Annotated in this window: 17 protein-coding genes; 13 read left to right on the plus strand and 4 right to left on the minus strand. The window is 72.4% G+C overall.

Features of this window, described 5'->3' with window-relative positions; translation table 11 throughout:
• Window positions 1-15: 15 nt before the first annotated feature.
• From Dvina_RS46995 to Dvina_RS47005, 3 genes are read right to left on the minus strand one after another with little or no spacing between them, the layout of a single operon-like run.
• Window positions 16-1,857, minus strand: coding sequence for an FkbM family methyltransferase (locus Dvina_RS46995; protein ID WP_223098112.1), 1,842 nt, complete (start codon window positions 1,855-1,857; stop codon window positions 16-18).
• Window positions 1,854-3,758, minus strand: a complete 1,905-nt coding sequence (locus Dvina_RS47000; RefSeq protein ID WP_223098124.1) for a glycosyltransferase — start codon at window positions 3,756-3,758, stop codon at window positions 1,854-1,856. The genes Dvina_RS46995 and Dvina_RS47000 overlap by 4 nt, the downstream gene beginning before the upstream one ends.
• Window positions 3,759-3,780: 22 nt before the next feature.
• Window positions 3,781-5,952, minus strand: a complete 2,172-nt coding sequence (locus tag Dvina_RS47005; protein WP_246655780.1) for an MMPL family transporter — start codon at window positions 5,950-5,952, stop codon at window positions 3,781-3,783.
• Window positions 5,953-6,231: 279 nt separating this feature from the next.
• Between Dvina_RS47005 and flgB the strand changes: the two genes are divergently transcribed.
• The 9 genes from flgB to Dvina_RS47050 all read left to right on the plus strand — a co-directional run bounded on the left by flgB (window position 6,232) and on the right by Dvina_RS47050 (window position 13,707).
• Entirely contained in the window at window positions 6,232-6,573 is a 342-nt protein-coding gene (gene flgB, locus Dvina_RS47010) for a flagellar basal body rod protein FlgB (RefSeq protein ID WP_223098142.1), read from the plus strand.
• Window positions 6,574-6,578: 5 nt separating this feature from the next.
• Window positions 6,579-6,983 carry a flagellar basal body rod protein FlgC gene (locus Dvina_RS47015; RefSeq protein WP_223098144.1) on the plus strand — a complete coding sequence of 135 codons (405 nt, stop codon included), beginning with the start codon at window positions 6,579-6,581 and terminating at the stop codon, window positions 6,981-6,983.
• 9 nt (window positions 6,984-6,992) lie between these two features.
• Complete coding sequence (gene fliE / locus Dvina_RS47020; RefSeq protein WP_223098145.1) at window positions 6,993-7,313, plus strand: flagellar hook-basal body complex protein FliE; 321 nt, start codon at window positions 6,993-6,995, stop codon at window positions 7,311-7,313.
• Complete coding sequence (fliF, locus tag Dvina_RS47025; RefSeq protein WP_223098147.1) at window positions 7,313-8,929, plus strand: flagellar basal-body MS-ring/collar protein FliF; 1,617 nt, start codon at window positions 7,313-7,315, stop codon at window positions 8,927-8,929. Before fliE ends, fliF begins: the two co-directional genes overlap by 1 nt.
• A gap of 50 nt (window positions 8,930-8,979) precedes the next feature.
• A complete protein-coding gene (fliG, locus tag Dvina_RS47030) occupies window positions 8,980-9,990 on the plus strand; it encodes a flagellar motor switch protein FliG (protein ID WP_223098149.1) in 1,011 nt (336 codons plus the stop codon).
• On the plus strand, window positions 9,974-10,825 hold the full coding sequence (locus tag Dvina_RS47035) for a FliH/SctL family protein (protein ID WP_223098150.1): 852 nt from the start codon (window positions 9,974-9,976) through the stop codon (window positions 10,823-10,825). Before fliG ends, Dvina_RS47035 begins: the two co-directional genes overlap by 17 nt.
• Entirely contained in the window at window positions 10,822-12,141 is a 1,320-nt protein-coding gene (locus tag Dvina_RS47040; RefSeq protein ID WP_223098151.1) for a FliI/YscN family ATPase, read from the plus strand. Before Dvina_RS47035 ends, Dvina_RS47040 begins: the two co-directional genes overlap by 4 nt.
• Entirely contained in the window at window positions 12,141-12,572 is a 432-nt protein-coding gene (locus tag Dvina_RS47045; protein WP_223098155.1) for a hypothetical protein, read from the plus strand. Before Dvina_RS47040 ends, Dvina_RS47045 begins: the two co-directional genes overlap by 1 nt.
• 82 nt (window positions 12,573-12,654) lie before the next feature.
• Window positions 12,655-13,707, plus strand: coding sequence for a transglycosylase SLT domain-containing protein (locus Dvina_RS47050; RefSeq protein WP_246655781.1), 1,053 nt, complete (start codon window positions 12,655-12,657; stop codon window positions 13,705-13,707).
• 361 nt (window positions 13,708-14,068) lie between these two features.
• Here Dvina_RS47050 and Dvina_RS47055 read toward each other — a convergent pair whose 3' ends face one another.
• A complete protein-coding gene (locus Dvina_RS47055; RefSeq protein WP_223098157.1) occupies window positions 14,069-14,419 on the minus strand; it encodes a hypothetical protein in 351 nt (116 codons plus the stop codon).
• Window positions 14,420-14,699: 280 nt separating this feature from the next.
• Here Dvina_RS47055 and Dvina_RS47060 point away from each other — a divergent pair, with 280 nt between their 5' ends.
• The 4 genes from Dvina_RS47060 to Dvina_RS47075 all read left to right on the plus strand — a co-directional run bounded on the left by Dvina_RS47060 (window position 14,700) and on the right by Dvina_RS47075 (window position 18,399).
• A complete protein-coding gene (locus Dvina_RS47060) occupies window positions 14,700-16,226 on the plus strand; it encodes a flagellar hook-length control protein FliK (protein ID WP_223098159.1) in 1,527 nt (508 codons plus the stop codon).
• 65 nt (window positions 16,227-16,291) lie between these two features.
• Window positions 16,292-16,849: a flagellar hook capping FlgD N-terminal domain-containing protein gene (locus tag Dvina_RS47065; RefSeq protein ID WP_246655782.1), complete on the plus strand. Its 558-nt coding sequence runs from the start codon at window positions 16,292-16,294 to the stop codon at window positions 16,847-16,849.
• A 16-nt stretch (window positions 16,850-16,865) separates the two neighbouring features.
• Entirely contained in the window at window positions 16,866-18,089 is a 1,224-nt protein-coding gene (locus tag Dvina_RS47070; protein ID WP_223098162.1) for a flagellar hook protein FlgE, read from the plus strand.
• Between the two features lie 25 nt (window positions 18,090-18,114).
• Window positions 18,115-18,399 carry a flagellar FlbD family protein gene (locus tag Dvina_RS47075; protein WP_223098165.1) on the plus strand — a complete coding sequence of 95 codons (285 nt, stop codon included), beginning with the start codon at window positions 18,115-18,117 and terminating at the stop codon, window positions 18,397-18,399.
• The last annotated feature ends 4 nt before the right edge of the window (window positions 18,400-18,403 follow it).

Below are 18,403 nucleotides of genomic sequence, written 5' to 3' on the forward strand. Positions count from 1 at the left end.
GCGAACCCAACCGAGCTAGAAATCGATGATGGCGAACGGGTAGAAGTCGACGCGCTCCAGATCGGAGACGTCGATGGGCGTCGGGCGGATGTCGGCGCTCAGCGCGTGCAGGCGGCCCCCGCACTCCTTGCCGATCGTGCGCAGCAGGTCGGCGAAGCGGCCGCGGTCGGCGCCCAGCATCAGCGAGTTCCACTCGAAGACGATGCGGCGGATGCGGCGCTGACGGATCAGGTCCATCATGCCCATGAAGGCGTGGTACTCCCCGCCCTCGATATCGATCTTCAGAACGTCGATGACCCCGGCGTCGCGCAGCGCGTCGTCCAGCCGCACCGCGGGCACCTCCATGGACGTGACCTCGTCGACCCGGTTGACGTGGTCCGGCCGGTGCTGAATGGAGGAGTCCCCCACCCACTTCGCCGAGGCGTGGAACTTGATGGTGGTGTTGGCCGAGTACGCCGCCTGGTTGTGCACCACCACGTTGTGCTCGGTGAGCCAGTTGACGGCCAGGTTGTCCCGCAGGATGCCGGCGGTCGTCGGGTTCGCCTCGAAGGCGATCACCTTGCCGCCGAGGCCGGTGCGCTGGGTGGCGAGCACTGTGAAGTATCCGATGTTCGCCCCGATGTCCACGAACGTCTGCCCGGGCTGGATCGTCATGGCCAGGAATTTGGTGAGCGGCCCCTCGATCGCACCCCAGGTCACGAGCGACGGCATCAGGCTGTAGTCGTCCGCGGGTGCGAGCAGCATCGAGCCGTAGGCGGTCTCGATGAGCATCCGGTTGTTGCCGATGTACGTCCCCCGCAGGCCCGCCCGGACCGGTGCCTCCGCGACCGGCGTCGGCGCCGGGGCGGACTGCAGCCCGAGCAGTGTCCGCGCATTCTCGGCCGGATCGTCGCTCATCGCCACGCGCATGGTGGCGTGCAGGGTCGCGCCCTCGGGCTCGCCGTACACGACGATCTCCGGCAGGTCCCGCCCACCGGCGAGCTGCTGCAGCAGCCCCGACATCGCGTCCCCGACGGCCTCGGTGACCTGCGGAACGCCCTTGACGACGAGCGCGAGCTCCATCCCCGGGCGCCCGATGGCGATCTCGACGGCCCCCGCCAGCACCACGGCCGCGGTCTCGACCAGATCCGGATCGACCGTCACCACGATGCGATCGACCGCGGGCGCGGGCGCGGGTGCGGGCGGGGGCGGGGGCGGCGCGGCGGCCGGGGGCTCGGCAGCGGCGGGAGCGGCCGGAAACGCCGAAAGCCAGTGACACACGGCGTACGCGTCCGGGAAGGCGGTGCCCTCGCGCGGCGTCTCGGTCCAGTGGTACGGGAAGAACAGCTCGGACCCGAAGACGGCCGGCGTCACCGTGCCGAGGGCGTCCTGCTCGGCCACGACCCGGGTCAGCAGCTCCGCACCGGTCTGCTCGTCCCGCGGCTTGCCCGCCCGCCAGGCGATGGAGTTCGGCAGCGCGTCCACCACGGCCGCGATGAGCGGGCTCCCGGGCGCGGCCCCGAGCACCCCGTCGCCGAGCCGGAACCCGTCCTCGCGCACGCAGAACACCTCGACGCCACCCAGCAGCGGCTCGATGCTGCGCAGGCACTCCATGTCGGTGCCAATGAACACGCCGCCGTGCGCGAGCAGCAGCTCGTAGCGCAGGATGTCGGCCTTCTGCCCGGCCGGGGCCGCGTCGAACAGCTGCTGGTTGCGCAGCGGCGGCACGTCCGCGTCGGTCCACAGCCGCAGCTGCCAGCCCGGGTGGTGGCGCAGCCACGACTCACCGAAGGCCGTCTCCTGGGCCGAGAGCGCCCGGCCGAGGGCGATCCGGTGGAACACGCGGGGCATGCGGAGCCGTTCGAGTACCGCCGTCATCGGAAGCTCCCCACGAGGTCGCGGATGTTCAGCAGGCGCCCCAGCGTCTCGGCGATCTCGCCGCGCGGCAGCGGCAGTGCGTGCCGGGCCGGGTCGTGCCCGTCGACCGGCGCGAACGACGCCACCAGGTCGCACGCCCGCCAGAGGTCGTCGGCGCCCTGGCCGGCCTGGAGCTCGAACTCGCACGGCACGTCGATGTCGGCGGCCGTGATGTCGATTCCCGGGGGTACTCCGACCACGAGCACGGCCGCCCCGGAGGCCGCCTGCGCCAGGTGCCCCGCGACCTCATCGAGCAGCGGTGAGAGCGCGCTGATGCCGATGCGCAGCGCCCGGCCCTCGGCCCGGGCGGCGCTGCGGCGGGCGACGAGCAGCCAGCCCAGGCTCGCCTCGATGGAGCTGACCGTCACCAGGTCCTGGTGCATGCGGTCCAGCAGCGTGCCCTTGCCGTGCGGGTCGTGGGTGCGCCGCAGCCCCTCCACGGTGGTGGGCAGGTTCGTCGTCATCAGGCGCAGCCGCGCGTCGGTCCGGCGGCCGACCTTGCGGGTCGTGGCCTCATAGGTGGTGCTCCGATACGCCGGGTGCGTCCGCAGATCCGGATGGCGCTCGGCCAGATGGGCCCGGGCCTGCCCGACGCGGCCCGCGCGGCGCATCAGCGACACGGGGTCGAGGCCGATGCGCACCCGCTGCACGGCATGGCGGTTGTGCACCACCCGCAGCCCGCGCGGCCGGTGCGAGAGCCGGTAGGCGAGGTCCGCGTCCTCGGCGAACGGCACCTCGAAGCGGGCGTCGCCGAGCACCGAGCGGCGGATGCTGGAGCGGCCGCCCCAGAACTGGTGCCAGTCGCCGATGCCGTAGTGGCGCAGGCCGTCGTGGCTGCGGTACACGGTGCCGCGGAAGGCCAGCCACGCCTCGACGCTGCAGGCCCGGTCGGCGGTGGGGCCGGTCCAGCCGAGGACGGCGTCGACGTCGTTGCCGTGCTCGACGTACGTGCGCAGGTGCTCGGCCAGGCAGCGCGGCGCCGGCTCGTCATCGTCGTCGAGGAAGAAGACGATGTCCCCGCGGCTCGCGTCCAGACCGGCGTTGCGAGCCTCGCCGGGGCCGCCGTTCTGTTCGAGCCGGATGAACGTCAGGTCGAGGCGGTCAAGGAACGGCAGCACGACGAGCTCGGCGGACTCGGGCGAGCCGTCGTCGACGACCACGACCTGGAACCGGTCGCGGGGCAGGGTCTGCTCGCACAGGGCGGCCAGGCAGTCGTGGAGGGCGGCCGGGCGCTGGTAGGTGCTGACGATGACGCTGAGGGTCAGGTCCGTGTCCGGCGGTTCGAGGTCGCCGGCCAGCTCGCGGTACACATCCGACCATCCCTTGCCGGCACCCGGGCTGGAGTGGTCGAGGACGGGGCTGCCCGGGTCCAGCCAGTCGGCCAGCAGGCCTCGGTGGTCGGCGACGCAGACCAGGTCGGCCCGGGTGAACTGGTCGGTGAGGAAGACCTGCGCGGCCTCGCTCGGCGGCGGTGACCAGCCGGCGTGGACGCTGACGACCAGGGGTAGGCCGAGGAGCCAGGAGCGCTCCAGCACGGCCGCGTCGGCCAGCTCGCCGGCCAGGTGGACGTGCACCACGTCGACGTCGCCGGCGGCCAGCAGCTCGGCGAGGAGCTGTTCGGAGGGCGTGTCGCCGAAGAACGGTTCGGGCCCCGGGACCTCCAGCGTGTACTGCCGGACGCCCTGATCGAGACCGGTCTCGCGCAGTGCCGCGGCCGAGGCGGCGCGCGACGGCTCGATCGCCAGCACGTCCCAGCCGCGGGCCGCGACCTGGCGGGCCAGCGTGGCGCAGCGCCGATACGCGATCGAGTCGCGCGAGGGCAGGATGACGGCCGCACGGGGCCGGCGTGTGTTCTTCCGCACACCGGCCCCATCGGCACCCGATTCACACCTTTAGGAAAACCTTCTCCGGGGTGTTCGCCACCGCCGGAGGCTTCTTGCGCATGAACCGCGGCGCCCACCAGTTGGCGTCGCCCAGCAGCGTCATCAGCGACGGCAGCACCACCGCGCGGATGATCGTCGCGTCGAGCAGGATGGCCGCGGCCAGGCCGACGCCGAGCTGCTTCATGTCGATCGTGCTGAGCGTGGCGAAGATGGCGAACACGGCGACCATGACCACGGCGGCGCTGGTGACCACGCCGGCCGAGCCGGAGATGCCCTTCGCGACGGCCTCACGGGTGGTGAGGCCGGAGCGGACCGCCTCGCGAATCCGGCTGACGACGAACACGTGGTAGTCCATCGACAGGCCGAAGAGCACCACGAAGAGGAACAGCGGCAGCCAGGACACCACCGCGTCCATCGACCGGAAGCCCAGGACGCCCTCGGCCCAGGTGCCCTGGAAGATCAGCACGACCAGGCCGTAGGAGGCGGCCGCGGAGAGCATGTTGAGGGCGATGGAGGTCAGCGCGACGACCACCGAGCGGAACGTGAACGCCATGACGATGAAGGTCAGGATGAGCACGAACCCGACGACGAGCGGCAGCTTCTCCTTGACGTGCCGGGCGTAGTCGACGTCGGCCGCGACGAACCCGCCGACGGCGCTCTGCGCACCGGGGACGCCGCCGAGGGTCTGCGGCACCAGCTCGCCGCGCAGCTTGTCGAGGGAGGCGCGGGCCTGCGCCGAGCGGCCCTCGAACGGGGTGGCCACGTCGAGCAGGGCGACGGTGCCGTCCTGTGACACCTGGATCTGCGGCTCCTGGTCGAGCGGGGCGAACAGCGGGTCGGCCGCCGCCTTCTGGGCCAGCCGGGTGAGCGCCGCCCGGGTGTTGTCGAGCTGCCCGGCGGGGACCCGCACCGCGACGGTGTGCACCGTGCCATTGCTCGGGAACGCCTGCACGAGGCGGTCGTACGCCTGCATGGCCGGCGTGGTCCGCGGAAGGTCCTCCATGCCGGGGAAGGTCAGGCGCATGCTGAGCGCCGGCGCGGCCAGGGCCAGCAGCGCGATGACCGAGACGATGAGCGTGGCGGCCGGGCGGCGCAGCGCGGGGCGAAGGATGAAAGCCCAGACCTTCGAGCCCTTGTCGTCCGTACGCGGCCGCGTGAGCCGCCACAGCAGAGGCACCCGCGGCCGGTCGATCCAGCGGCCCAGCTTGGACAGCAGCGCCGGCAGGACGGTCAGCGAGCCGAGGACGGCGACGAGCACGACCAGGATGGAGCCGACGGCCAGTGACGAGAACACCACGTCGCCGGCGAGGAACAGCCCGGCCATCGCGATGGTCACGGCGATGCCGGAGACGACGACGGCGTGCCCGGAGGTCTCCGCGGCCAGCTCGACGGCGTCGAGGTGCCCGCGGCCCCGGGCCCGCTCCTCGCGCTCGCGGCGCAGGTAGAACAGCGAGTAGTCGACGCCGACGGCCATGCCGATGAGCAGGATGACGCTCGAGGTGGTGTCGGTCGACGGGACGAGGTGCGAGGCCAGGGTGGAGAGGCCGAGCGCGGCCGCCACCGATGACAGCGCGAGCAGCACCGGGATGCCGGCGGCGATGAGCGCGCCGAAGGCCACGACGAGGATCGCGAAGGTGACCGGGAGGCTGAGGTACTCCGCCCGCTTGAAGTCCTTGCCGAGGGTGTCGTCCATCGCCTTGGAGATGGACGGGCCACCGGTCTCCTCCACGCGCAGCGCGGGGTGGCGGGTCTGCACGTCCGCGGTGGCCGCGGCGAGCGGGCCGAGCCGGTCGGAAGCCGTGTCCGGGTCGCCCTTGAGGGTCACCCGCACCAGCAGTGCGCTCTTGTCGTGCGAGGGCAGCGGGTCGCTGACCGCGGCGACGTCCGGCAGCGCCTTCATGGCCGCGCTCACGTCGGCGGCGGCCTGCATGGCGGCGTCGGTGTCGAGGGCGCCGGAGCGGGCGGTGATGAGCACGCTCTCGGTGGCCGGGTTGTCGAAGTGGCCGTCGCCGGCGATGACGTCGGCCCGGCCGGACTCGCCGATGGCCTGGTCGCGGCTCGTCGCCTCGACGGAGCCGGCCATGCTGCCGCCGACGAAGCACACGGCGACGAACACGACCCACAGGGCAATGGCGCGCCACGGGTGCTCGGCACTCCAGCGCGCGATCCTCACGGTAACTGGTCTCTTCTCCACGCCGATGACGCTATGGATCGGCGCGGCGGCGGGCATCCGGGCTGCACCCGGCCCGCACCCGGATCCACGAACCGGGGGTTTCCCTGAGTATCAGGGCTCACACGGGGCGGCTGACGCGACCGGCCTGCAACCGAGCGGCAACCGAAGAAAGCCCGGATCTGCCTTAACCTGCCCGCCCCTGGGCCGATAGCCCCAGTGAGCAAGGATGGCTCACCCGTAAGCGCAGGACGCGGCGACACACCGTGGGGAGTCGGATTCGTGCTCGAGGACACCACTCAGGTCGCCCTGCACGGCGCCCTGGCCGGGCTGGCCAAGCGGCAGCGGGTGATCGCTGACAACATCGCCAACATCAACACGCCGGGCTTCCTCGCCGGCCGCGTCGACTTCGAGGACGCCCTGCGCCTGGCGGTGCAGGCCGGCGAGCCGGCCGACGCGGACATCACCACGGCGCGGTCGCTGGAGCCCACCCGCGAGGACGGCAACAACGTGAACCTCGACCACGAGGTCCTCTCGAACATCGACACGGGGCTGCGGTACCAGACGATGCTGCGCGCCACCGACGACAAGTTCGGCCTTCTCCGCGCCGTCATCCGGGGCTGATCGCGATGACGATCTTCGGGGCGATCGGCATCGCCGGGACGGGCGTCACGGTGTACCGCAAGTGGCTCGACGCGGTCGCCGACAACATCGCCAACATCAACGATGCGGTGCCGACGAGCGCGCAGGTGTTCCGGGCCCGGTACGTGCAGGCGCAGGCGGTGCACTACGGCGACGGCGAGGGCGGTGTCGTGGTGGCCGGGACCGCGCTCGGGGATCCGAAGGGGCGGCTGGTGTACGAGCCCGAGAACCCCCTCGCGGATCGGGAGGGCTACGTGAAGTACCCCGACATCGATCTCGGCTCCCAGATGACCCAGCTGATCATGGCTCAGCGCGCCTACCAGGCGAACCTGACGGTCGTCGACCGGGCGAAGGACCAGTACCAGGCCGCGATCCAGGTCGGGAAGGGCTAGTAGTTCCCCATGAGCATCGATGCGATCCAGCCCCTCGGCGCCATCTCGCCGGTCTCCTCGTTCATGAACGCCACCGACACCACGGGGGCGCCGGCCGACCCCGCGGCCGGGGTCAACTTCGGCAACATGGTCGCGCAGGGGCTGCAGAAGCTCCAGGACGCCCAGAACACCGCGGACGACCTCGCCGTCGAGGCGGCCACCGGCCGGCTCACCGACGTGCACGACTACATCATCGCCGCGACCGAGGCGAACCTGGCCACCAGCCTCACCGTCGCCGTGCGCAACAAGGCCCTTGACGCCTTCAACGAGATCATGAGGATGCAGGCCTGATGCGTGACCGGCTCACCGCGATCGGGCGGCGGGGCGCCGACGGCTGGAAGTCGTTCTCCCCCGGTCAGAAAGCCGTCACGATCTTCGCCATCCTGGCCCTCGCGATCGGCGGCTGGTTCTTCGCGAGCTGGTCGGGCCAGCCGACGATGGCCCCGCTGTTCTCGAACCTGGCCGCCGCCGACGCGAGCGCCATCGTGGACAAGCTCAACGCGGACGGGGTCACGTACTCGCTCTCCGACGGCGGCGGCACCGTCAACGTGCCCGCCGACCAGGTCTATGCGCTGCGCATCGAGATGAGCGGGGCCGGGCTGCCGGCCCAGGGCGACGCCGGCTACGCACTGCTCGACAAGCAGGGCATCATGACGAGCGAGTTCATGCAGCAGGTGACGTATCGGCGGGCGCTCGAGGGCGAGCTCGCCAAGACCATCGGCTCCATCAAGAACGTGAACTCCGCGACGGTGCACCTGGCCATCCCGGAGAAGGACGTGTTCACCGACGACCAGCAGGCCCCGACCGCGTCGGTGCTGGTGAACACCGGCACCCAGTCGCTCACCGGCGACCAGGTCACCTCGATCGTCCACCTGGTCTCCTCGAGCGTCGAGGGGCTCGAACCGGGCAACGTGACAGTCGTCAGCGCCGGCGGGAAGGTGCTGTCCACATCGGACTCCGGCAGCGGCTCCGGCGGCGACGGCGGGAGTGCGGCCACCTCCGCCTACGAGCAGCGGCTGCGCTCGGCCGTGCAGAACATGCTCGACACGGTGGTCGGGCCCGGGCACGCGGCGGTCAACGTCACAGCCGCGCTGAACTACGCCAACACCGAGACGAAGACGCAGAAGTACGTCGCCGACCCGGCCGTGCCGCCGCTGTCGGAGCAGAAGAAGTCCGAGCAGTACACCGGCGGCAACGGCGTCCCCGTCGGCGGCGTGCTGGGCCCGGACAACATCCAGGTGCCGAACGGGACCGGGGCCGGTGGCGACGGGCAGTATCAGCAGACGACGGAGACCCGCAACAACGCCGTCGGCATGGTCACCGAGACCACGAAGAGCGCGCCCGGCCAGGTCAGCAAGCTCGGCATCGCGGTCATCGTCGACAGCTCGGTCGCGAAGGTCGACCTGGCCCAGCTGCAGCAGCTGGTCTCGTCCGCGGTCGGCCTGGACCCGGCCCGCGGCGACCAGATCGCGGTCTCCTCCATGGCGTTCGACACGTCGGCGGCCACGGCCGAGAAGAACGCGGCGGCGGAGGCGGCCAAGGGCCAGCAGGCCCAGGTGCAGATGCAGTACATCCAGATGGGCGCGATCGTGCTTGCCCTGCTGATCCTGCTCATCGTCGCCGCGCTGGCCAACCGCAAGCGCAGGAAAGCGGAGAAGCAGAAGCTCACCGAGGAGCAGAACGCCGCGCTCGCCGACATGCAGGCTGCGATCGAGGCGGCCCGGGCCAAGCTCCAGCTGGAGGGCGGCGGCGGCCCTGGCGGCGCGGCGGCCCTGGAGGGCGGGGGCGCACCGGGCGAGGAGTTCGACCGCGACGGCCGCTTCCGCGACATCACGACGATGGTGGAGAAGCAGCCCGACGAGGTCGCCCAGCTGCTGCGCGGCTGGCTGGCCGACCGCAGAAGCTGACGTGGCACAGATGTCCGGACGGGCGGTCAACGGGTGGTTGAGAGGGACGCATGACCACGGGTGAGATGACGGGGCTGCGCAAGGCTGCCGTCCTGCTCGTGCAGATGGGCAAGGAGGAGGCCGCCAAGATCATGGCGCACCTCCGCGAGTCGGAGGTCGAGGAGCTCACCGCCGAGATCGTGCGGCTGGGCCAGGTCGAGGCGGACGTCGCCAACGTGGTGCTCGAGGAGTTCCACGACATGGCGACCGGGCACAAGTACGTCGGTCAGGGCGGCATGGACTTCGCCCGCGACCTGCTCGAGGCGTCGCTCGGGCGGGAGCGGGCCGGCGAGATCGTCGGGCGGCTCAACACCGTCTTCCTCGACGTGCCGTTCGGCTTCCTGGGCCAGGCCGACCCGCGCCAGCTGCTGTCGTTCCTGCAGGACGAGCACCCGCAGACGATCGCGCTGGTGCTGGCCCACATGACGGCCACGCAGGCGTCGCAGATCCTCTCCGGGCTCGCCCCGGAGCTGCAGGCCGACGTCGCCCACCGCATCGCCGTCATGGACCGCACCTCACCCGACATCATCCGTCAGGTCGAGGCCACCCTCGAGCGCAAGATGTCGTCGGTCCTGCAGCCCAACGACCTGTCCAACGTGGGCGGCCTCGAGCCGCTCGTCGAGATCATCAACCGGACCGACCGCGCCACCGAGCGGCTGATCCTGGAGGGCCTGGCCGGGCGCAACCCGGAGCTGGCCGAGGAGATCCGCTCGAAGATGTTCATGTTCGAGGACATCGTGTCCCTCGACGACCGCTCCATCCAGCTGGTGCTGCGGCAGGTGGAGACCAACGACCTCGCGACGGCGCTCAAGGGCGTGCGCGAGGAGGTGCGCCAGAAGGTCATGAAGAACCTCTCCGAGCGCGCGGCGGAAAACCTGGCCGACGAGATCGAGATGCTCGGCCCGGTGCGGCTGCGCCAGGTCGAGGAGTCGCAGGCCAAGATCGTCCAGGCCATCCGCACGCTCGAGGAGTCCGGCCAGATCGTGATCAGCAGGGGTGACGACGATGAAATGGTCGGATGAGTTCGCCCCGGCCGCGTTTCCGGCCGCGGCGGGCGATGCGGAGGCCGACGAGTATCCCCTCGCCTTCCCGCCACCGGAGAAGAAGCGCGCGTCGCCGCCCCGCCCCGCGTTCCCGCCGCCCCCTCCCCCGCCGACGACCCCGGCGACCCGGGCCTTCCCGCCGCCGGAGCAGCCGCCGACGGTTCGCTTCGGCGAAAGCGTGCTGCGCGACGGCCGCGCGGATGCGGCACCGTCCGCGCGCTTCGACGTCGACCTGCGCGAGCGCGAGCCGGTCCCGCCGGAGCTGCTCGAGCGGTGGCGCAGCGAGGCCGCGGCGACCGGATACTCGGCCGGCTGGGCCCAGGGCGTGCGCGAGGCCCGCGAGGCCACGGCCGCGGAAGCCGCCCGGGCCGCGCAGGAGGTCGCCGACATGACAGCGGCGCACCGGCAGGTGATCGAGCGGAGCCTGCACGCGATAGGCGCGGCCGCCGACTCCTTGGAGGGGCGCGCGGTCGCGGCCGCGCACGAGATCGAGGACCAGATCGTGGCCACCGCGTTCGCGATCGCCGAGGCGGTGCTCGGCCGCGAGCTGCGCACCGCCACTGAGCCGGGGCGGGAGGCCCTCGCCCGCGCCCTCGCGCTGGCGCCTTCGGCAAGTCCGGTGACCGTACGGCTCAACCCGGCCGACCGGCTGACGATTGGCCAGACGGAACTGGTCATCGACGGACGCACGGTGACGCTCGTGGACGATCCGGGCCTGCAGCCCGGCGACGCGGTGGCGCTGTGCGACGCGACGACCGTCGACGCCCGGCTGGGCCCCGCGCTCGACCGGGTCCGGGAGGTTTTGCAGCAGTGACATCGGCATTGCACCAGCGACTGCGGGCCGCCGCGCACGCCGCGCATCCGCGCGTGACCGGGCGGGTGGTGTCGATCGTGGGGCTGTCGGTCACCGTGGCCGGCGTCGCGGGCGCGGTCGGCGACCTGGTCGAGATCGGCGACCCGGCGGCCGGCGCCGTCGTGCCGGCCGAGGTCGTGTCCCTCAACGGCGACCGCCTCGCCTGCCTGCCCCTCGGCCCGCTGACCGGCATCGGCACCGGCAGCCCGGTCGCGAGCACCGGGGCGCCGCTGCAGATCCCCATCGGCCCCCAGCTGCGCGGGCGGATCCTGGACGGGCTCGGGCGGCCCATGGACGGCGGCCCGGCCCTCATCGGCCTGGAGCACTTCCCGGTCGAGAACGAGGCCCCGATCGCCCTGGAGCGCGGCCGCGTCCAGCAGCCGCTGTCGCTGGGCGTCCGCGCTCTCGACACCCTCGTGCCGTGCGGGCGCGGGCAGCGGATGGGCATCTTCGCCGGCTCCGGGGTCGGCAAGAGCTCGCTCATGTCGATGATCACCCGGGGTACCGACGCCGAGATCTCGGTCATCGGCCTCGTCGGCGAGCGCGGGCGCGAGGTCCGCGAGTTCATCGAGAACGACCTCGGCCCCGAGGGCCTGGCCCGCTCGGTCGTGGTCATCGCCACCTCGGACCAGCCCCCGCTGGTGCGCCTGCGCGCCGGGTTCGTGGCCACGCGCATCGCCGAGTACTTCCGCGACGGCGGCCAGGACGTCCTGCTCCTCATGGACAGCCTCACCCGCACCGCGATGGCGCAGCGCGAGGTCGGATTGTCCGCCGGCGAACCTCCGGCCACCCGGGGGTACCCACCAAGTGTGTTTGCGCTGTTGCCACGCCTCCTGGAGCGGGCCGGGCCGGCGCCCGTCGGCAGCATCACCGGCCTCTACACCGTCCTGGTCGAGGGTGACGACCACAACGAGCCGATCGCCGACTCCGCGCGCTCCATTCTGGACGGTCACATCACGCTCGACCGCCGGCTGGCGACCTCCGGGCACTTCCCGAGCATCGACGTGCTCGAGTCGGTGTCGCGGGTCTTCGGCGCCGTCACCACGCGCGAGCAGAAGGCGAACGCGCTCGCGCTGCGGCGGATGCTCGCCGCCCACCGCGACGTGCGGGAGCTCGTCGAGATCGGCGCGTACCAGGCCGGGACCAACCCGGACGCCGACCGCGCCCGCGAGCTGTGGCCGCGGATCGACGAGTTCCTGCGGCAGGACATGGACGACACCACACCCGCGCCGCGGGCGTGGCAGATGCTTGAAACGTTGCTGGCGGGTGGGGCCTGATGGCAAAGAACGGATTCCGCCTGGGCGCGGTGCTCAGGGCGCGCAAGGCGCAGGAAGACATGGCCAAAGCAGCTGTCGTACGGGCCCGCGAGGAAGCCGGTGCGGCCGTCCAGCGGATCCGGGCGCGGGAGCGCGACCTCGACGGCCGCCCGGTGCCCCGGGCCGCGACCGCCGCCGCGTACGCGGCCACGCTTACCGCCCGCCAGGCCCTGGCCGGCGAGCTGGCCGCCGCGATCGGCCTGGCCAAGCTGGCCGACGAGACGGTCGAGGCGCGCATGAACGAGCTGATCGACGCGGCCGTGCAGCGCCGCACGATGGAGAAGCTCCAGGAGCGCCACGACCTGACCCGCAAGCGCACCGAGGCCGCGGCCGCGGAGAAGGCGGTCGACGACCTGACGACGTCGGCCTCGTTCCGGGAGGACCGGCAGTGACCGGTTCGGAGCGCAGCGCAGAGGCCGGTCACCAGCAGGTGCAGCTGTGTCGCGCTGCCGACGAGCGTAGCGAGGAGTCAGCGTGACAGTGCTCGAGGCCCAGTCCCGCATCGCCGAGATCCGCTCGATGCTTGGCCTGCACCGCCCGGCCGCCGGCGACGCCGCCGCGTTCGCCGACCGGCTGCAGTCCAATGTGGACTCCTCCGCGACCTCCGGCTTCGTCGCCGGCCGCAAGACGCCGATCACCGGCGCCGCGGTCGTGACGGCCGCGCAGAAGTACGCCGGGACGCCGTACCGGTTCGGCAGCAACGTCCCCGAGAGCGGCCTGGACTGCTCCGGCCTGGTCCAGCGCGCCTACGCCGACGTCGGCATCAAGCTGCCCCGTACCGCCCACGACCAGGCGAGCTTCGGCACCGCCGTGAACTCCCTGGCCCAGGCCCGGCCCGGCGACCTGCTGGCGTTCGGCCGCCCGGTGAACCACATCGCCATCTACGCCGGCAACAACACCATGGTCGTCGCGCCCCACACCGGCGAGGTCGTGAAGACCGAGCGCGTGACCGGCACGCCGACCGCCATCCGCCGCATCATCCCGGCGACGGCGACGGCGACGGCAACCCCGGCCCTGCGCCCGGCCGCGCTCGCGACGACCCGATTGCCGGAGTCGGTACCGTACGCCGACCTCTTCCAGACCGCCGGCACCCGCTACGGCATCTCCCCCGCGCTGCTGGCCGCGGTCGCGAAGGTCGAGTCCGGCTACAACCCGAACGCGGTGAGCCGCGCGGGCGCGCAGGGCCTGATGCAGATCATGCCGGCCACCGCGCGCGGCCTGGGCGTGAACGCGCTGGACCCGGCCCAGGCCGTGGACGGCGCCGCCCGCCTGCTGTCGTCGCACCTGAAGCAGTTCGGCCACCTGGACCTGGCCCTGGCCGCCTACAACGCGGGCGGGAGCGCCGTGAGCCGGTACGGCGGCATCCCCCCGTTCCCGCAGACCCAGGCGTACGTCCCGAAGGTGAAGGCCGCCCTGGCCCAGCTGACCCGCGCCGTCACGCCGCTCACCGAGTCGGCCACCCTGACCCCCTCGACCCTGGCCGCCCTGTCCATGGGCTCAATGCTTGACGGAGGCCTGTCCGCATGATCAGGACAGCATCGGCGACACCGACCACCGCGATCCCCGCCGGGGCCCCGGCGCAGTCACCGGACTCGTCGTCCGACTTCGCGGAGACCCTGGCCGCCGCGATGCAGGGCCTTCCCGCACGCCGCGACCCGTCGGTGGTCCGCCCGAGGACCGACCGTCCGGCCGCCACCACCGACCAGCCCCCGGACGCCGCCGTCCAGGACCCCACCGCTCAGAACCCCACCGCACAGAACCCCACCGCCCACGCCCCAACCGCTCACCGCCCCACCGCCCACGGCGCTACCGTTCATGGCTCCACCGTTCATGGCTCCACCGCGCAGGACGCTACTACCCAGGACCCCGCTGTCCAGGACGGAACGGCTCACGACGCCGCCGGCAAGCCCCGCAGCTCCCGGTCCCGGCCGAGCCGGGCGACCGAGCCGCCGCAAGCGGCCGGGAGCTCGCAGCCCACCGCGGAGGCGGCCGCGATCACGGCCCCGGCGACCGGCGCTCCCGCCCCCGTCGTGACGACCGTGGACGCGCTCCAGGCGATACTGAGCGCCGCCTCGGCGAACGCCGGGCAGAACCTGCCGGTCCCACCGCCCCCGCCGCCCGCACAGCCCCAGCCGGTAGCCACCGAGCCGACAGTGCAGCCGGTCGCCGCCCGCAGCACCGCGGTCCAGGCGGCGCCGGTAGCGGTGTCGCAAAGCGCACCCGAATCGCTCGCGGTCACCCCGGTCCAAGCCACCCCATTCCAAGTCACCCTGCCCGGAGCCCCGACCCCCGCGGCGTTCCCCCGACCGGCTGCCGTAGGCCGACCGCCGCTGCCCACAACCGCACCCACGCCGGCATCGGCACCGGCGTCGGCCCAGGCACTCGCAGCGACGAGCGCCGTGGAATCCGCCCCGGCGACGGCTTCCGCGAAAGTCGAGTCCGCGAGCACCACGACCCCGGACCCGACGGCCCCGAAGCCGCCGGCGGTACCGGTCACGGCGCCGAGTGCCGGGCCGGCTATGGCGCCCACCTCGAAGCCGACGCCGACCACCCCGATGGAAGAGGCGCTGACCGCCGCGAAGCAGGCCCTGGCCGAGGCCCTCCGCACCTCCGCAGCACCACCGACCACCGTGAACACGACGCCGCCGCGGGTGCTCGCCCAACCCACCGCCGTCTCATTCGCGAATGTCCCGGCCACGGCAGTTGCGGCAAAGGACGTTGCGGCAAATGACGCCCCGGCCGAGGACGTTGCCGTGGTAGCCGAAGCCGGCGCAGTGCCGCGTGCCCCGGCGACGACCGTACCGATACCCGCTGGGCCCACGGCCCGGCCGGCGACCGCCGGCGGCCCGGACCCGAGCGCGTCCACCGCGCCCGCGCGCTCCGCTGACACGCCGGTCGTCGACGAGCCGGCCGGGCCGCCGAGCCCCCGCGGCCCGGAAGTGGCGGTCAAAGCCACCGGCGAGGCACAGCCGCTCCCGGCGGCCGACGTGGCTCCCGCCACCCCGGTCCCCACCACCCCGGTCACCGCCGACGCGGCCGCCCCGGTCACCGCCGGCGCGGCCGTGCACCACCCGCACGTGGACCCGCCGCCGGACCCGGTCGTCGCCGTTGCCGGGGTCGAGGTCGTCCGCGCCGAGGGCGACGGGCTCAAGGCCGACCGGCTCGCGGCTCAGCCGACGAGCGCCGACCGGCTCGATGTCCGCGGCGGCGATGTGGTCGATCACCGGGTCGACGCCGCGCCGGGCGGCGGCTGGCTCGCGAACAGTGGCTCGGGCTCCGGTGGCCTCGACGGTGGACGCGACTCCCGCAGCGCCGATCCTGGCTCCCAAGGCTCGCAGTCGTCCGGGGAGACCGGCGGCGACGGGGCCGGGGCGCTCGGGAGCGCCGGGTTCAGCGCGCCGGCCGGGCTGGGGTTCGCCGCGCTCCTCGGCGGTGACAAGGGCGGTGCGCTCGGCAGCGTCGGGGTCCGCGACAGCGGTGCCGGACGGGCCGGTTACACCGGTGGCGGCGGCGGTAGCGGGGTCGTGAGCGCCGTCGGCGTCGGCGGGCCGGCCGGGCTCGCCGGGAGTGCCGGCGCCGGGATCGACGGGTCCGGGCTGCCCGGCGCGGGCCAGGGCGCCTGGGCCAGCGTGGCGCCGCAGCTGCTGAGCGTGCTCTCTCCGCTGCGCAAGGGCACGGACGGAGTACACCGGATGACGCTCCGGCTCGAACCGGATGAGCTCGGGCCGGTGAGCATCGTGGCCGAGGTGCGCGACGGCAGCATCTCCGTCCAGCTGCGCGCCGACCATGAGGCCGGCCAGGCGGCGCTGCAGGCCGCCCTGCCGGAGCTGCAGCAGGACCTGAGCTCCGCCGGGTTCGCCGAGTGCGCTCTCGAACTGCACCAGGATGCTGCCCTCGCGGGCAACGGATCGCAACAGTTCTCAGGTCGGCAGGCCGAGGGACGATCTCAACGACGAGCGCCCGAACGCGTCGAATCGGGCGCGGCGGTTGCCGCGTCCGGTTCGGACCAGCCCGCCGGAGACGGACTCCTCGACGTCCGGCTCTAAGCAACCGAACAAGGGAGTGTGCCATCACCGCCCCGACGCCGGTCAGTGGAAACGTCGCCGACTACGTGCCGAAGACGAACGCACCGACCAAGAAGAGTGACTCGGACGGGCCCGCGAAGCCCGGAGGCGACCTGGGGAAGGACGCCTTCCTCAAGCTGCTCGTCACGCAGCTGAAGTACCAGGACCCCAGCAATCCCATGGACAACCGGGAGTTCCTGGCGCAGACGGCGCAGTTCACCACGGTCGAGAAGCTCAACGATCTCGCGGAGACCCAGCAGAGCCTGCTCAGCGCGCAGCTCCAGCTCGGTGCGAGCGCGCTGATCGGCAAGACGGTCAGCTACACCGACACGGAGAACAAGGTCCACAGCGGCATCGTGTCGGCGGCCAAGTTCTTCACCGGCGCCCCGCCGACCCTGCGCGTCGGGGACGCGGACGTCGCCCTGGCGTCGGTCACCGAGATCGGCACCCCGGCCCCGGCGGCGACGAGCCCGGCGGCACAGAGTCCAACCGCGCAGAGTCCGACGGCGCAGAGTCCGACGGCGCAAACCCCTCCGGTGCCGGCCCCGCAGGCCCCGGCGCCGACCCAGAACGGTCAGCGACCGGGCCAGCCGGCGTCGTCCTGAAAGGAAACCACCCCACATGCTCCGCTCACTCTTCTCCGGCATCAGCGGCCTCCGGGCGCACCAGCAGATGCTCGACGTCACCAGCAACAACATCGCCAACGTCAACACGGTGGGGTACAAGGCCGCGCAGACGGTCTTCGCCGACACGCTCAGCCAGATGATGCGCTCCGCGGGTGCGCCGCAGCCCGAGATCGGCGGCACCAACCCGGCCCAGGTCGGCCTCGGTGTGCGGCTGGCCGCCATCAACACCGTGTTCACGCAGGGCTCCGCCCAGACGACGGGCCGCCCGACCGACGTGATGATCTCCGGTGACGGCTTCTTCATCGTCAACTCCACGAACGAGCAGCTGTATTCGCGGGCCGGGGCGTTCAACTTCGACGCCGAGGGCAAGCTGGTGACCCCGACCGGCGCGGCGGTGCAGGGCTGGCCCGCGGTCAACGGTGTGGTCAACGCCAACGCCCCGCTCGGCGACATCCGGCTGCCGATGGGCACGCTCATCGCGCCGACGGCCACCGACACCGTCGTCGTCTCCGGCAACCTGCCGGCCAACGCGCCCGACCCGTCGACGATCACCCGGGTCATCAAGACGTACGACGTCACCGGTGCGGCGGTCAACCTGACGCAGTCGTACCAGTACACGGGCGGCACCTGGTCGGTGACGTTCTCGGACGGCACCAACAGCGTCGGCCCCACCGCGCTGACGTTCGGGCCCAACGGGCAGATCACCGGGCCGACGTTCACGGACAAGAACGGCGCGACGAAGGTGGGTGTCCTCTACGACCCGCTCAGCACGGGCAGTGGCATCGGCATCGATCTGGCCGGCCTCACGATGTACACGGGCAACGCGACGGTACAGCCGCTGAGTCAGAACGGCGCACCGGCGGCGACCCTGCAGTCGTTCAGCATCAACCCCGACGGTCAGCTGGTGGGCGTGTTCTCCAACGGCAACAAGCAGACGGTCGCCCAGCTCGCGCTGGCGAACTTCAACAACCCGCCCGGCCTGGAGAAGGTCGGCGACTCGCTGTACCGCTTCACCGTCAACTCCGGCCTGGCCCAGGTCGGTGCGCCGGGCACCGGCGGGCTCGGCACGCTGCAGAGCGGTGCGGTCGAGATGTCGAACGTCGACCTGGCCCAGGAGTTCACCAACCTGATCGTCGCCCAGCGCGGCTTCCAGGCCAACTCCAAGGTCATCAGCACCTCCGACGACGTGCTGCAGGAACTGGTGAACCTGAAGCGGTAACGCTTCCTAGAAGCGGGAGGCCGCCGTGATTCTGCTGACCCGGCTCAACGGCCCGGTGTTCGCGCTCAACCCCGACCTGGTCGAGCGGGCCGAGTGCACGCCCGACACCGTGATCACGCTCGTCGACGGCACGAAGTATCTGGTCACCGAGTCGCTGCCGGAGGTGGTGACGCTCGTGCGCCACTACCGCGCCTCCGTCATCGTCGAGGCCCAGCACCTGGCCGGGCAGAGCCCTGACGAGCGGGCCGAGGCCGCCGCCGAGCAGGTCGCGAAGACAAACGTCGTCCGTCTGAAGCGTCGGGAGCGCTAAGCAC

This window comes from Dactylosporangium vinaceum (assembly GCF_019904175.1).
In the GTDB taxonomy this organism is placed as follows: Bacteria; Actinomycetota; Actinomycetes; order Mycobacteriales; family Micromonosporaceae; genus Dactylosporangium; species Dactylosporangium vinaceum.

What these genes read in the sequence shown, in the direction of transcription:
- fliE (WP_223098145.1), top strand. Translation starts at nt 6,993, where the DNA reads ATGAGCATCGATGCGATCCAGCCCCTCGGCGCCATCTCGCCGGTCTCC.
- Dvina_RS47070 (WP_223098162.1), top strand. Translation starts at nt 16,866, where the DNA reads ATGCTCCGCTCACTCTTCTCCGGCATCAGCGGCCTCCGGGCGCACCAG.
- Dvina_RS47015 (WP_223098144.1), top strand. Translation starts at nt 6,579, where the DNA reads ATGACGATCTTCGGGGCGATCGGCATCGCCGGGACGGGCGTCACGGTG.
- fliF (WP_223098147.1), top strand. Translation starts at nt 7,313, where the DNA reads ATGCGTGACCGGCTCACCGCGATCGGGCGGCGGGGCGCCGACGGCTGG.
- Dvina_RS46995 (WP_223098112.1), bottom strand. Translation starts at nt 1,857, where the DNA reads ATGACGGCGGTACTCGAACGGCTCCGCATGCCCCGCGTGTTCCACCGG.
- Dvina_RS47045 (WP_223098155.1), top strand. Translation starts at nt 12,141, where the DNA reads ATGGCAAAGAACGGATTCCGCCTGGGCGCGGTGCTCAGGGCGCGCAAG.
- Dvina_RS47060 (WP_223098159.1), top strand. Translation starts at nt 14,700, where the DNA reads ATGGCGCCCACCTCGAAGCCGACGCCGACCACCCCGATGGAAGAGGCG.
- fliG (WP_223098149.1), top strand. Translation starts at nt 8,980, where the DNA reads ATGACCACGGGTGAGATGACGGGGCTGCGCAAGGCTGCCGTCCTGCTC.
- Dvina_RS47035 (WP_223098150.1), top strand. Translation starts at nt 9,974, where the DNA reads ATGAAATGGTCGGATGAGTTCGCCCCGGCCGCGTTTCCGGCCGCGGCG.